This window comes from Actinomadura decatromicini (genome assembly GCF_008121305.1).
Lineage (GTDB): Bacteria > Actinomycetota > Actinomycetes > Streptosporangiales > Streptosporangiaceae > Spirillospora > Spirillospora syzygii.
This window is the reverse complement of the sequence record NZ_VSRQ01000007.1, coordinates 235132-249103: the sequence shown is the minus strand read 5'-3', so window position 1 is coordinate 249103 and position 13972 is coordinate 235132. Positions and strand designations below refer to the sequence as shown.

The following is a 13972-nucleotide window of genomic DNA, read 5'->3' as shown; positions in this document are numbered from 1 at the left end:
TCAGCGGGCGAAGGCGATCGCCGCGCCCGCGCTGATCACGATGGCGAGGACCGCCACGACCAGCGACGTGCTCAGCGGGTCGGGGCGCTTCGGCTGCTTGTGGAACGCGCGGGCCGCCGTGTGGGCAGGGGTGGGCGTCGCCTTCGCGGGCGGCCGCGAGGACGGCGGCGTGCGCGGCGGCGGCGGGACGGGCGCCACGGTCTGGGGGCGGGGCTTGGACGGCGGGTGGGTCGCGGGCGGCGGTGGCGGCTTGGGCGGCGCGACCGTCGGCGGTGGCGGCGGTTTCACGGTCGGCGGTGGCGGTGTCGGCGCAGGCGGTGTGGGCGCTGGCGGCGTCGGCACCGGCGGGATCGGGTGCGGTGGGATCGGGTGTGGTGGAACGGGATGCGGGGGCCAGTGCGGGGGAGGGCAGGGCGGCGGCGGGTGCGGGAGGCAGTCGCCGTTTCCTCCGCCGTGGCCGATCTGCAGGTCGATGCACAGGCTGATGCGGGGATGCGGGAGCACGAGCCCGGGAGGCGGGTCCGGGTCGGGGCCGGGCCCGGCGGCGAGCGCGCACGGCGCGGCCGCCAGCACGCCGCCGACCGCGACGGCCAGCACGGTGACGGCCCGTCCCGCGACCCGCGGACGGGGGGTGCGCACGGTCAGCCACCTCCCGCGATGCGCTGCAGGTCGGTGTTCAACGACGTGAACGCGTCCGGCCCGACGGCGAGGGCGCCGCTGAACACGTGCATGATGTCGATCGTCAGGTACGTCCCGGTCGCGAGCAGCGCCGCCATCAGCGCCAGCGGCACCAGCGTCATCCCGCGCGGGCGGGCGCCCGCGAGGAACGGCAGCAGGACGACGACGATCCCGGTGAGGACGGTGACGGCGAGCAGCCCGGCGGGCGGCTCGGTCGCGGCGTCGGCGGCGCGCTGCCGACGCGCGGCGGAGATCTCGGCGAGCCGGTCGAGGAGGGCGCCGCGGGCGTCCTTCAGCTCGTCGGTGTCGGTCTTGATCGCGAGGACCTCGCGGCGCAGCCCGTCGAGGACCGCCCAGCCGCGCGCGGTGAGCTCGGAGTGGTCGCGCATCCGGCGCCACTCGGGGCCGCGGACCAGGTCGACGTAGCCGCGCAGCTCGGCCTGGACGTGCGGCCCGGCGGGCGCGGGCAGCCGTCCGGCCGCCCAGTACGCCTCGGAGATCGACTGGCTCTCGGTGTAGGTGTTGGTGCGGGCGGCGTCCGACGTCGTCCACGGCACGACGATCGCGATGGCGAACGCCAGCAGGAACAGCGCGGACAGCATCGCGCCGGTGTGCCCGGCGGTGGGCCCGTCGGGGTCGGGGTCCTCCACGGCGCGGGTCCGGCGGACGAGTCGGCTCGCCACGATCACCACCGCGATCGCGCAGACCGCGGCGCCAAAGTAAATGAACATGCCCCTCCCCAGATGTGCGGATCGGCGCTTACTTCGGGTGATTGTAGATTTACGGAAAGTCGCTACCGATGGGTATGCCGTGGTCGTCACCTTGGGGTGAGGTGACCGGTCGGCCGGGGAAGATGGTTGTGGCCCGCGGCGCGGCTTCGGCCACGGGACATGAGGGTTTGCCGGTAGTTCTTGTGAAATACGGTGCTGATACCGGAAGATCTCCCGTAGAGAACCCGACATGAAGGACGATTGACACGACGGGCCGGTGCGGCCACGACCGGCTGGCGAGGGGAGGCGGCGATGGCGCCGCAGGGAAAGCTGGACCTCGACCCGGAGACGGTGCGCGCCGCCCGGCGGCTGGCCGCCCGCGCCGCCGAGCCGATCATCGAGATGGCGCGCACCCACACGACCGTGTCGGTCGAGCGCGCTCTGCTCCGCCTCGCCGGACTCGCCGGCGCCGACGACGGGGGACGGCCCTGGGCCAACCACCTCGCCGATGCCGTCCGCGACCAGGTCGGCCTGGAGCACGGCGTGGCCCTCCCGGTCTGGGACGCCCTGCTCACCGGCCCGCATGACACCCTCGCCGACCTGGCCGGGGCCGCCGCGCGGGGCCGGGTGTCGTTCCGGCTGCCGTCCGGCGCCGACGCGGGCCGCGCCCGCGCGGCGGCGGAGCGGGCGGCCCGCGCCGGCATCGCCCGCGTCGACCGCCGCCGCGCCGAGCGCGACGCGCTGCTCGCCGAGCTGCCCACCCCAGACACGGCCGACCCGCCGCGCCCGCTCGTCTACCTGATCGTGGCGACCGGCGACATCTACGAGGACATCCCGCAGGCGCAGGCCGCCGCCCGCGAGGGCGCCGACGTCGTCGCGGTGATCCGCTCGACCGGGCAGTCGCTGCTGGACTTCGTCCCCGAGGGCGCCACCCGCGAGGGCTACGCGGGCACCTACGCCACCCGCGAGAACTTCCGGCTGATGCGCGCCGCGCTCGACGACGTGTCCCGCGAGCTCGGCCGGTACGTGCGGCTGACCAACTACGCGTCCGGGCTGTGCATGCCGGAGATCGCGACGCTCGCCGGGCTGGAGCGCCTGGACATGATGCTCAACGACTGCATGTACGGCATCATCTTCCGCGACATCAACCCCCGCCGGACGTTCATCGACCAGCGGTTCTCCCGGCAGATCCACGCCCGCGCCGGCATCGTCATCAACACCGGCGAGGACAACTACCTCACCACCGCCGACGCGGTCGACGCCGCGCACACCGTCGTCGTCAGCCAGCTCCTCAACGAGCGGTTCGGGCACGAGGCGGGCCTCACCGACGCCCAGCTCGGCCTCGGACACGCCTTCGAGATCGACCCGTCGATCCCCGGCTCGTTCCGGCTGGAGCTCGCGCACGCCCAGCTCGTCCGCGAGCTGTTCCCGGGCGCGCCGCTGAAGTACATGCCGCCGACCAAGCACATGACCGGCAACATCTTCGCCGGGTACCTGCTGGACGCGTTCTTCAACCTCGCCGGGGTGATGACCGGGCAGTCGATCATCCTGATCGGGATGATGACCGAGGGCATCCACACCCCCTGGCTGTCGGACCGCGACCTGGCGCTGGAGAACGTCCGCTACGTCCGCGACGCCTGCGGGGACCTCGCCGAGGACTTCATGCCCCGCCCGGACGGCATGCTCGTCCAGCGCGCCAAGCGGGTCCTCGCCGAGTCGGTCGAGCTGCTGGAGCGCGTCGCCGACGACGGGCTCCTCGCCGCCATCGCCGCGGGGACCTTCGGCGTGACCCGCCGCCCGCCCGACGGCGGCAAGGGCCTGGACGGCGTGATCCGGCGCGCCGACGGCTACGTCAACCCCGCGATCGAGATCCTCGACGCCGAGGACCCGCACGCCGCCCGTCCCGCCGCCGACGCCGCCGAGCAGGAGGTGCCCGCATGACGACCCCAGCCCCGGGAACCGGGACAGACGCCCCGCCCGCCCCGCCCGCCGAACCCGCCGACACCCGGCAGGTGATCCGCCCCTACGGCGACACCACCGGCGACGGCATGGTGCAGATGTCGTTCACCCTGCCCGTCCCGGCGGGCAAGCGCGCCGACGCCGCCGCCCTGCAGCTCGCCGCGAAGATGGGCCTGGACCCGGCCAGCGTCGTCCACGCCAAGCCGATGGGCCCCGACTTCACGTTCTTCATCGTGTACGGCAAGGTGCGGCACCTGATCGACTACGCGTCCATCCCCGTCCCGGAGGAGCGCGCCTACCCGCTGCTGACTTCGCAGGAGGTGAACCAGGCGATCCGGCGGGCGCTGAACCGGCGGCTCGTCGTCGTCGGCGCGTGCATCGGCACCGACGCCCACACCGTCGGGATCGACGCGATCCTCAACGTCAAGGGCTTCGCGGGGGAGAAGGGCCTGGAGTACTACCGCGAGATCCAGGTCGTGAACATGGGCGCCCAGGTCACCGTCGCCGAGCTGGTGGAGCGCGCCAAGGCCGAGGACGCCGACGCCGTCCTGGTCTCCCAGGTCGTCACCCAGCGCAACGCGCACCTGCACAACACCAAGCAGATGGCCGCCGCGTTCCACGCCGAGTACCCGACCGCCGTCGCGGGCGGCATGGGACGCCCCCTGCTCGTCGTCGGCGGCCCCCGCTTCGACACCGTCACCGAGGACGACCTCGGCGTCGACCGCATCTTCGGCAGGGGCACCACGCCCGCCGAGGTCGCCAGCTACCTCGTCCACGCCCTGCTGCCCGGCGACACGGCCGATCCCGGCGAGGACCGGTCTGATGAGAACCGGTCTGATGAGAACCCGCCCATCGAGGAGGACGAATGAGCGACCCGCGCGTCGGGCTGGCCGTCACGCACCGCCGGTACATCCCCTACTCCCACGCCCACTACGCCGGTGACCTGGTCGACGGCGCCTACGTGCTCGGCCTGTTCGGGGACGTGGCCACCGAGCTGTGCGTCCGCACCGACGGCGACGAGGGGCTGTTCGCGTCCTACTCCGACGTGCAGTTCCGCGCCCCGGTCCGGGCCGGGGACGTGCTGGAGGCCACCGCCGTCCTCGTCCGCGCCGGGACCCGCAGCCGCGCGATGGAGTTCGAGGCCCGCGTGGTGTGCCGGGGACGCCCCGACCGGGGCGAGTCGGCCGCCGAAGTGCTGCCGGAGCCGGTCGTCGCGGTCACCGCGTCCGGCACCGTCGTCGTCTCCGCACCGCCCGCGGCCGACCGGCCCTGAGCCGGCGCGCGTCCCGTCCCGATACGCCGGGCGTGTCGGGGGCGGACTCCGACACGCCCGGGACGGCATGATCGGCGCGTCCCGCCGGGGAAATCGCCGAACCCTCCGATCATGGTGCTGAGCTGGGAAAACCTGGGTAGCCGCAGGGCATCGGGCGGTTGACAAGGTGGCGGAAGCCGGTAGTTTTGCAGCAGTCCAGCACGGGACTCACCGATCGGCCGCCCGAGGCGCCGCCGGGTACCGCGCCACGACGGGGACGGGGATCACGCGAGTGGTCGCCGCCGCGCCCGCCTGAGCCAGTGCGGTGGTCCGGTGCCGCGTCCCGGGGCGGAGCCGCCCGATCGCGCGGGGGGTTGGACCCGGGAAGGGCCCGGACATCCAGTAGAAAACGGAGCCTCGCTCTCACCGCCTGTGGGACGACTCCGGCCCGATGGATGTCGCGGGCCCTCTTCCGTGTCCGCGCCCCCGCCCCTCCCGTCCTCCGCCCCTCCCGTCCCGCGCCCCGCGCACACCGCCGGTGCGGGCCATGCCGGGTCTGTGAGTCGGTCGCCCCGGTGGTCCCGGCCCGGTAGCGTTCCCAGCAGGATCGAACGAACGAGGTGGGGACGTGGCGCAGGAGACCCTCCCGGACCGGCCGCCCGCGCGAGGCCCCGACGGGGCCCCCGGCGAGCCCGGTCCCGACGCGCGCCCCGGCCGCCTCGCCCGGCTGCGCCGCGGCGTCCGCGCCGGCGGCCGCGCGGGCTGGCCCCGCACCCTGCTGGCCCTCGCCGCCGGGCTGGTGATGTGGCCCGCGTTCCCGCCCCTCGACCTCACCCCGCTCGCCCCGGTCGGCGTCGCGCTGCTCACCCTCGCCCTGCGCGGGCGGGCGCCCCGCACCGGGGCGTGGCTCGGGTTCGTCGCCGGGGCCGGGTTCTTCCTGCCCGTCCTGGAGGGGATCTCCGCGGTCGGGCCGGACGGGTGGATCGTCCTCAGCCTCGTCCAGGCGGCGTACTTCCTGCCACTCGGCGCGGGCATCGCGCTGGTGACCCGGCTGCGCGGCTGGCCGGTGTGGACGGCCGCGCTGTGGGTCGGCGAGGAGCTGCTGCGCGGGCACGTCCCGTTCGGCGGGTTCCCGTGGGCGCGGCTGGCGTTCAGCCAGACCGCGACGCCGCTGACGCCCTACGCCTCCTACGGCGGCGCGCCCCTGGTCACCTTCCTCACCGCCCTGGTCGGCGGCCTCCTCGCCTACGCCGCGCTCACCGCCCGCACGGCCTACACGGCCCGACGTCCCGCCCCCGCGCCGGACGCCACGGACGGAGAGGACGGGCCGGACGCGCGGCCGTCGTGGCGGGGGTTCGTCCCGGCGGCGGGCGCGCTCGCCGCGGTCGCCGCGCTCGCCGGGGGCGGGACGCTGATCCCCACCCCCACGTCCGGACGGCCGGTGACCGTCGCCGTCGTCCAGGGCAACGTGCCGCGCCTCGGGCTCGACTACCTCGGCCAGCGGCAGGCCGTCCTGAACAACCACGTCCGCGTCACGCACGAGCTGGCCGCGAAGGTCCGCGCGGGAAGCCTGCCGAGGCCCGAGCTGGTCGTGTGGCCGGAGAACGCCAGCGACCTCGACCCCTACTCCGATCCCGGCGCCTACAACGCCATCGACGGCGCCGTCCGCGACATCGGCGTGCCCGTCCTCGTCGGCGCGCTCACCGACACCCCGGACGGCAGGAAGGTCGAGAACCGCGGCATCGTCTGGGACCCGCGCACCGGCCCCGGCGACTACTACGTCAAGCGGCATCCCGTCCCGTTCGGGGAGTACCTGCCGTTCCGCGACGTCCTCACCAAGCTGATCACGCGGTTCAACCAGATCCCGCGCGACTTCGCCAAGGGCGACCGCTCCGGCGTGATGAGGCTCGGCCCGGTGAACGTCGGCGACGTCATCTGCTTCGAGGTCGCCTACGACAAGGAGGTCCGCGACGTCGCGCGCGGCGAGCTCCTCGTCGTCCAGACCAACAACGCCACCTACGGCCGGACGAGCCTGCCGCCGCAGCAGATCGCGATGTCCCGGCTGCGCGCGGTCGAACATGGCCGTACGATCTTGGTTGCCGCGACGAGCGGGATCAGCGCGATCGTCGCCCCGGACGGCCGGATGATCGACCGGTCCCGGGAGTTCGTCCCGGACCTGCAGGTCGCCGCCGTCCCGGCGCGGACGTCCCGGACCCTGTCCGACCGGGTCGGGGCCGCTCCCGAATGGGTGCTCACGGCGCTCGGGCTCGGCGCGATCTGCGCGGCGGCGGCGGCATCCAGAGCGACGGCCAGGAAGAACGAGGAGAATTGACGCCGATGGAGATCCCAGCCGACCTCGGCCGGGTGCTCGTGATCATCCCGACGTACAACGAGCGGGACAACGTCGAGCGCATCGCAGGCCGGGTCCGCGTGGCCGTCCCGGCGGTGGACGTCCTGGTCGTCGACGACGCCAGCCCGGACGGCACCGGTGAGGTCGCCGACGCGATGGCCGCCGCCGACGAGCAGATCAAGGTCCTGCACCGGGCGGGCAAGGACGGCCTCGGCCCCGCCTACATCGCCGGTTTCCGGTGGGCGGCCGAGCGCGGCTACGACGTCATGGTCGAGATGGACGCCGACGGCTCCCACCAGCCCGAGGAGCTGCCCCGGCTGCTCGCCGCGCTGGAGGACGCCGACCTCGTCATCGGCGCCCGCTGGGTGCCCGGCGGCGAGGTGCTCAACTGGCCGAAGCGCCGCGAGGCCCTGTCGCGCGGCGCGAACACCTACGCGCGGCTGATGCTCGGCATCCCGCTGCACGACGCGACCGGCGGCTACCGCGCGTTCCGTGCCGCGACCCTGGAGAAGATCGGCCTGGACGGCGTCGACTCGCGCGGCTACTGCTTCCAGATCGACCTGGCGCTGCGGGCGCTGCGGCAGGGGCTGCGGGTCGTGGAGGTGCCGATCACGTTCGTCGAGCGCGTCCACGGCACCAGCAAGATGAGCCGCGACGTGATGGCGGAGGCGGCGCTGCGCATCACCCAGTGGGGGGTGGCCGACCGCCTCGGCCGCTCCCGCCCGCCCCGCTGACCGTCCCGCCACCGCCCGACGCCCGGCGGGGGAAACGTTCGGGGGCGTCCCGGCGTTGTACGGGGTAGGGAGAACAGTCCGCGACCCCGAAGATGGAGTCATGCTGCCGCTGCTGCTGGTCCTCGCGCTGCTCGCGATGCCCGTGCTGGAGATCTACGTGATCATCCAGGTGGGCGGGGTGATCGGCGCCTGGCCGACGATCGGGCTGCTGGTCGCCGAGAGCGTGCTCGGCGGGTGGATCGTCCGCCGGGAGGGCCGCCGCGCCTGGCGCGCCCTGGAGGAGACGCTGCGCCGCGGCGTCATGCCCGACCGGGAGCTCGGCGACGCCGCCCTGGTCATGGCGGGCGGCGTGCTGCTCCTCACCCCCGGGTTCGTCACCGACGTGATCGGGTTCGCGTTCGTGCTGCCGTTCACCCGGCCGCTGGTGCGCCGGGCGGTGTCCCGGTTCGCGGCGCGGCGGATGCGGGCCGCCGAGGCGCGGGCCCGCGAGCGGGCGGCGGCGGGCGCGGTGTTCCCGCCCGGCTTCGGCGGCGCCCCGTTCGACCCGTTCGGCCGTGCCCCGGAGCGCGACCGGGTCGAGACCCCGCCGGGACCGGTGGTCCGCGGCGAGGTCATCGACGAGGACGACCCGTCCTCCCGTAGCTGACCGGTCGCCACCCGGCGGTCAGGCGTCCCGCGCGGCGAGCACCGCCGCACCCGCAAGCAGCGCGGCCGCCGCATAGGCGGCGAGGACGCCGAGACCCGCCCACGGCCCGATCGGCAGCCGGTCCAGGTTCCGCGTCGCCTGGACGGCCAGCCCTGCGGGCATCGGCGCGTACTTGTCCAGCCGGTCCCGCCACGTGTCGTCGCCGACCATCGCCGCCACCAGCGGGACGAGCCACAGCGCTCCCAGCACCGCCGTGACGGCTCCCGCCTGGTCCCGCAGCGCCGTGCCCGCGCCGAGCGCCAGCAGCGCCACCAGGACCAGGTACAGGACGGTCCCCGCGGCGGCCCGGGCGGTGGGCCCGTCCAGCGGCGACAGCGGCGGGTACCCGTTCGCGGCGGTGAACCCGTTGCCGGGCAGGATGCCGCGCCCCGCCGCCAGCGACCCGAGCACGCCGACGGCCCCGGCGGCGGCGACCGCGCCCGCGACGACGGCGGCCTTGGCGGCGAGGACGGTCCACCGGCGCGGCACCGCCGCCAGCGTCACCGTGATCGTCCCGGTCGCGTACTCGCCGCCGACCGCGAGGACGCCGAGCACGACGGCGGCGACCTGCCCCAGCCGGACGCCCGACAGCGCCAGCTTCGGCATGTCCTCCTGGCACCCGGCCGGGGTGGCGCAGTGGGAGGTGTCGACCGCGCCCGTCACCGCGGCGCCGACCGCGACGGTCACCGCGGCCAGCGCGAGCAGCAGCCACGCCGTGCTCGGCAGGGTGCGCAGCTTCGTCCACTCCGCCCGCACCGCGCGTCCCGCCTGGAGAGCGGGCCCCGTCCGGCCGGTCACGCGTCGCGCCTTCGCAGCAGCCACGCCGCGGCCGCCAGCGCCGCCGCCGCGTACGCGCCCAGCACGCCGAGGCCCGCCCACGGGCCGATCGCCGTGTCATAGCGCGTCACCGTCTGCTGGATCGCGAACCCGGCCGCCGGGGTGAGCCGCTCCACCCACCGCGCCGCCGCCACCGGCAGCCCCGTCGCGGTGATCTCCGGGACGAGCAGGACCAGCAGCACCGCCGCGATCGCGACCGCGCTGCGCCGCACGATCGCCGCCACCGCCAGCGCGAACACCGCGAGGACGGCGAGCAGCGCGGCCGTCCCGACCACCGCGCGCAGCACCGCCGGGTCCGACAGGGGCGGCGGAGTGAGCCCACCGGACTCCAGCAGCGGCCGGGCGAGCAGCACCGACGCGAACGCCGCGACCAGCCCGGCGGCCAGCGACGCCAGCCCCACGACGACCGCCTTCGCGGCCAGCACCCGCCCCCGCCGGGGGCTCGCCGCGAACGTGGTACGCAGGGTCCCGCGCCGGTACTCGGCGGTCATGAACAGCACCGCCAGCGCGACGATCGCGGCCTGCCCGATCATCGCGCCGCCCAGGGTCGCCTTGGTGACGTCGGGGGCGAACTCGTCGGGGCCGATGTCGCCGGTGCCCTTCAGGGTGAACGTCCCGCCGGAGCGGGTGCTGCCGTCCAGCGCCGGGTCGGCGGCGGGGCCGCCGGGCTCGCCCCGGTCCTGCCAGGCGGCGCCCGGCGCGGGCGGGGTGACCGCGACGTTGTCGAAGGCCGCGGTGGTGTCGCCGGGCGCACCGGAGATGATCTCCCCGCCGAACACGCGCCGCACGTCGACCTTGTCGGGGACGGCGACGAACATCCCGGCGAGGGCCCGTCCCCGCAGGCCGTCCAGCCGGACCGAGCCGACGCGCCGCCAGGCCCGCCCGTCCGCGGACGCGTAGCCGGTGACCGTGGCGCCCGCGCGGGTCAGCCGCAGCCACTGCGGCGCGGTCGCCGTCCCGCCGCCCGCGCCGCCGCGCTCGTAGCCGGTCAGCATCCGGACGCCGTGCCCGGGCGTCACCGCCAGCGCCGCGTAGGGGGCGCCGCGCTCGGCGCTGCCCCGGATCATCAGCCCGGCCTTCGCCCACGCCCCGCCGCCGTCCTGGGACGCGACCCGCGCCACGATCGAGCCGTCCCCCGCGAGCGGCAGGTAGGTGTAGTGCCCGAGGTCGATGATCGGCAGCCCGGACGGGGAGGGCGGCCCCTTCTCCGGGCCGCTGGACCCGCTGTCGGACGCCGACAGCAGCGCCACCGCCACCACCAGCACGACGGCGGCGAGGAGGGTCAGCGTCCACCGGGGGACGGTGCGCAGCTTGGTCCACTCGGCCAGCAGCAGCCGCCCGAACCCGTCGCGGGCCTCCCCGGCGACGGTGCTGCGGTACGACGGCGGCGGGGCGGAAGGGGCGGTCGGCGCGGGCGCGGTCACCGGGCGTCCCCGCCGGCGACGGCCTGGAACTCCAGCGCGTCCTTGGTCAGCTCCATGTACGCCTCCTCCAGCGACGCCCGGTGCGCGGAGATCCCGCTGAACGCGACGCCCTCCTCGGTGAGCAGCTCGATGACCCGCTCCGCGGTCGGCCCCGCGACGACCAGGGCGTCCGGCCCGGACGCGGTGACGGTCGCGCCCGCGCGGGCCAGCACCGTCATCGCCTCCCGCCGCCGTTCGGTGCGCACCTCGACCCGCCCGTCGGAGGCGGCGTCGAGGAGGTCCTCGACGCGGGCGTCGGCGATCAGCCGGCCCCGCCCGATCACGAGGAGGTGGTCGGCGCCGCCCTCCAGCTCGCCCATCAGGTGGCTGGACACCAGCACCGCGCGCCCCTCGGCGGCCAGCGACCGCAGCAGGCCCCGGATCCAGGCGATGCCCTCGGGGTCCAGGCCGTTGACCGGCTCGTCGAACATCAGGACCGGCGGGTCGCCGAGCAGCGCCGCCGCGATCCCGAGCCGCTGCCGCATGCCGAGCGAGAACCCGCCCGCCCGCCGCCGCGCTGCCGATCCGAGCCCGGCCTGCTCGATCACCTCGTCGACCCGGCGGGCGGGCAGGCCGTTGGCGTGCGCGATCCAGCGCAGGTGGTCGCGGGCCCGGCGGGCGGGGTGGACGGCCGACGCGTCCAGCATCGCGCCGAGCCGGCACAGCGGGGTCCGCAGCGACCGGTAGGGCCGCCCGCCGACGAGTGCCGTGCCCGCGTCGGGGCGGTCCAATCCCATGATCATCCGCATGGTGGTGGACTTGCCCGCGCCGTTCGGGCCGACGAACCCGGTGACCCGCCCGGGGCCGACCGTGAACGACAGGTCCTCCACGGCCACGGTCGGCCCGAACCGCTTGCGCAGCCCCCGTACTTCGATGGTTGCCTCCATGCCCCGGGAGGCTACGGACCGCCGCGCCTCCGGGTCGTCCCGCCCCGGGACCGTTCGCGGCGCGGGCGGCGGGGGACCGCGCGTCCCCCGGCGGAGGGACGCCGCCGCGCGCCGTTCACGCCACAATGGCGGACGTGGAGGTCGACGCGGGAGGGCGGGCACGCCGGCCGACGCGATGGCGGGGGAGGCCCGGCGCGTGGCCTGCGGCCGGGGCCTGCCTGGCCGCGGCCGCCGTCGTGGAGGCGGTCTACCGGGCGCCGGTGTGGGGCGCGGCGCTGTCGGCGGCCATCGTGGTGGACGTGTGCGCCACGCTCCCGCTCGTCCTCGCCCGCGACCGGATCACCGCCGCCGCCGCGGCGATCACCGTGGCGGCCCCGGCGGCGTGCGTCCTGCACCGGGGGCCCGCTTTCCCGGCCCTGGCGGCGCTCGTGCTCGTGTGGGGCGCGCTGGCGCGCCGCCGGGCGCTCGGACGGCGCGCGCGGGCCGCCGAACTGGACGCCTCCCGCCGCGCGTTCGAGCACACGCTGCTGGAGCACACCGCGCGCGGCGAGCGCGCCCGCATCGCCCGCGAGCTGCACGACGTCGTCGCGCACCACATCTCGATGATCTCCGTGCAGGCGGAGACGGCGCGGCTCGCCGTCCCGGGCATGCCGGACGAGGGCGCGAAGCGGCTGCTGGCGATCGGCGACACGGCCCGGACCGCGCTCACCGAGATGCGGCGCCTGCTCGGCGTGCTCCGCGAGGACGCCGAGGCCGCCGGGGCCGCGCCGGACCGGCGTCCCCAGCCCGGCCTGCAGCAGCTCCTCGACCTGGTCGACCAGGCCCGGGGGACGGGCGCGGCGAACACGCGGCTGAGCGTCCGGGGGAGCGTCGCCGCGCTGGACCCGGGCGTGGAGCTGGCGGCGTACCGGATCGTCCAGGAGGCGCTGACCAACGCCCGCCGCCACGCGCCCGGCGCCGCCGTGGACGTGGAGATCGAGTACACGGCCGGGGAGCTGCTCGTCCGCGTCCGCGACAACGGCCCCGGCCCGGCGCCCGGCGTCGTCCCGGCGGCCGGTCACGGGCTCCTCGGCATGCGCGAGCGGGCCGCCGCGGTCGGCGGGGCGCTGCGCACCGGCGCGGGGCCGGTCGGCGGGTTCCTGGTCGAGGCGGCGCTGCCCACCGACGACGGGGACGGCGAGGTCCGGTGACCGTCCGCGTCGTGGTGGCCGACGACCAGGAGGTCGTCCGCGCGGGGTTCGGGGCGCTGCTCGGCACCCAGCCCGACCTGGCCGTCGTCGCCACCGCCGCCGACGGCGCCGCGGCCGTGCGGGTGTGCCGCGACCACCGCCCGGACGTCGTCCTGATGGACGTGCGGATGCCCGTCATGGACGGCATCGAGGCCACCCGCCGCGTCACCGCCGCCCCGGACGCCCCGCGCGTCCTGATGCTGACCACGTTCGACCTGGACGAGCACGTCTACGACGCCCTCGTCGCGGGCGCCAGCGGGTTCCTGCTCAAGGACGTCACCGCCGAGCGGCTGTTCGACGCCGTCCGCGTGGTGGCGGCGGGGGAGGCGCTGCTCGCCCCGGCCGTCACCCGCCGCCTCATCGGCGAGTTCGCCCGGCTCCGCCCGCGCCCGCCGTCCCAGGGCCCGGACGTCCTGGACGCGCTGACCCCGCGCGAGACCGACGTGCTCCGCCTGGTCGCCGAGGGCCTCACCAACGCCGAGATCGCCGCGAGGCTCGTGGTGGGGGAGGAGACCGTCAAGACCCACGTCAGCCGGATCCTGCGCAAACTGGGGCTGCGCGACCGGGTCCAGGCCGTCGTGACCGCCTACGAGACCGGCCTCGTCCTCCCCCGCGCGGGCCGCTGACCGGCCGACCGCGCGGCCGGAAGAGGCGGACAGCATTCGGCGTGCGCCGTCGCGGGGCATGGAAAAGGGCCCGCACCGGCACCGGTGCGGGCCCTTCCCACGCGTTCTCTCAGCCGTTCACGCCGACCGGCGGCGTCCTGCCCGCAGGATCTCCAGCCGCTCCGCGAGGACCTCCTCCAGGTCTTCGAGCGTCCTGCGTTCCATGAGCATGTCCCAGTGCGTGCGCGGCGGCTTCCCCTTCTTGGCTTGGGGCAGCTCCCCGTCGACCCGCAGGGCCGTGGCGCCGCAGTTGCGGCATTCCCAGGTCATCGGCACCTCGGCCTCGGCTGCGAGCGTCACGGTGAACCGGTGGCCCTTCGTGCAGGTGTAGTCGACCTCTTGGCGAGGGGCCAGATCGGTGTTGCGATCGTTCTCGTAGCTCGTCGCTCCGAGTCGGGTGCCGCGAAGTGCGCGCTCGGCCATCGTCACGTGCCTCCCAGACGGCTTGCGGTCTTGCCATCACCAACGCTGAATACCGTGACAAGATTCCCGCCGCGGGAGTGATCCAACCCTGCCGTTTCCG

Annotated in this window: 14 protein-coding genes; 8 read left to right on the top strand and 6 right to left on the bottom strand. The window is 75.7% G+C overall.

Going from position 1 to position 13972, the window contains the following annotated elements; translation table 11 throughout:
- Together FXF68_RS42640 and FXF68_RS30840 are read right to left on the bottom strand one after the other, a co-directional pair.
- Positions 1-639 (bottom strand): hypothetical protein, encoded by a 639-nt coding sequence (locus FXF68_RS42640; RefSeq protein ID WP_187438176.1) that lies wholly within the window; start codon positions 637-639, stop codon positions 1-3.
- Between the two features lie 2 nt (positions 640-641).
- Positions 642-1409 (bottom strand): bestrophin-like domain, encoded by a 768-nt coding sequence (locus tag FXF68_RS30840; RefSeq protein WP_148765394.1) that lies wholly within the window; start codon positions 1407-1409, stop codon positions 642-644.
- Positions 1410-1700: 291 nt separating this feature from the next.
- On the opposite strand from FXF68_RS30840, the gene kamD reads away from it, so the two are divergent.
- The 6 genes from kamD (at position 1701) to FXF68_RS30810 (ending at position 8329) form a co-directional block, all read left to right on the top strand.
- Entirely contained in the window at positions 1701-3329 is a 1629-nt protein-coding gene (kamD, locus tag FXF68_RS30835; RefSeq protein ID WP_148765392.1) for a lysine 5,6-aminomutase subunit alpha, read from the top strand.
- On the top strand, positions 3326-4216 hold the full coding sequence (gene kamE / locus FXF68_RS30830) for a lysine 5,6-aminomutase subunit beta (protein WP_148765390.1): 891 nt from the start codon (positions 3326-3328) through the stop codon (positions 4214-4216). Before kamD ends, kamE begins: the two co-directional genes overlap by 4 nt.
- Positions 4213-4620, top strand: coding sequence for a 3-aminobutyryl-CoA ammonia lyase (gene kal, locus FXF68_RS30825; protein ID WP_148765388.1), 408 nt, complete (start codon positions 4213-4215; stop codon positions 4618-4620). Before kamE ends, kal begins: the two co-directional genes overlap by 4 nt.
- 607 nt (positions 4621-5227) lie before the next feature.
- A complete protein-coding gene (lnt, locus tag FXF68_RS30820) occupies positions 5228-6931 on the top strand; it encodes an apolipoprotein N-acyltransferase (RefSeq protein ID WP_246179043.1) in 1704 nt (567 codons plus the stop codon).
- 5 nt (positions 6932-6936) lie between these two features.
- Complete coding sequence (locus FXF68_RS30815) at positions 6937-7683, top strand: polyprenol monophosphomannose synthase (protein WP_148765386.1); 747 nt, start codon at positions 6937-6939, stop codon at positions 7681-7683.
- A gap of 100 nt (positions 7684-7783) precedes the next feature.
- On the top strand, positions 7784-8329 hold the full coding sequence (locus FXF68_RS30810) for an FxsA family protein (RefSeq protein WP_148765384.1): 546 nt from the start codon (positions 7784-7786) through the stop codon (positions 8327-8329).
- An 18-nt stretch (positions 8330-8347) separates the two neighbouring features.
- On the opposite strand, the gene FXF68_RS30805 is transcribed toward FXF68_RS30810, so the two are convergent.
- From FXF68_RS30805 to FXF68_RS30795, 3 genes are read right to left on the bottom strand one after another with little or no spacing between them, the layout of a single operon-like run.
- The gene (locus FXF68_RS30805) at positions 8348-9166 is read right to left on the bottom strand and encodes an ABC transporter permease subunit (protein WP_148765382.1); all 819 of its coding nucleotides are present in this window, start codon (positions 9164-9166) and stop codon (positions 8348-8350) included.
- The gene (locus FXF68_RS30800) at positions 9163-10629 is read right to left on the bottom strand and encodes an ABC transporter permease subunit (protein WP_148765380.1); all 1467 of its coding nucleotides are present in this window, start codon (positions 10627-10629) and stop codon (positions 9163-9165) included. The genes FXF68_RS30805 and FXF68_RS30800 overlap by 4 nt, the downstream gene beginning before the upstream one ends.
- Entirely contained in the window at positions 10626-11555 is a 930-nt protein-coding gene (locus FXF68_RS30795; protein WP_148765378.1) for an ABC transporter ATP-binding protein, read from the bottom strand. Before FXF68_RS30795 ends, FXF68_RS30800 begins: the two co-directional genes overlap by 4 nt.
- Before the next feature lie 134 nt (positions 11556-11689).
- Between FXF68_RS30795 and FXF68_RS30790 the strand changes: the two genes are divergently transcribed.
- A complete protein-coding gene (locus FXF68_RS30790) occupies positions 11690-12745 on the top strand; it encodes a sensor histidine kinase (RefSeq protein WP_222870157.1) in 1056 nt (351 codons plus the stop codon).
- Entirely contained in the window at positions 12742-13410 is a 669-nt protein-coding gene (locus FXF68_RS30785; protein WP_148765374.1) for a response regulator, read from the top strand. Before FXF68_RS30790 ends, FXF68_RS30785 begins: the two co-directional genes overlap by 4 nt.
- Before the next feature lie 117 nt (positions 13411-13527).
- On the opposite strand, the gene FXF68_RS30780 is transcribed toward FXF68_RS30785, so the two are convergent.
- Positions 13528-13872 (bottom strand): RNA polymerase-binding protein RbpA, encoded by a 345-nt coding sequence (locus FXF68_RS30780; protein ID WP_067886474.1) that lies wholly within the window; start codon positions 13870-13872, stop codon positions 13528-13530.
- Between the last annotated feature and the right edge of the window lie 100 nt (positions 13873-13972).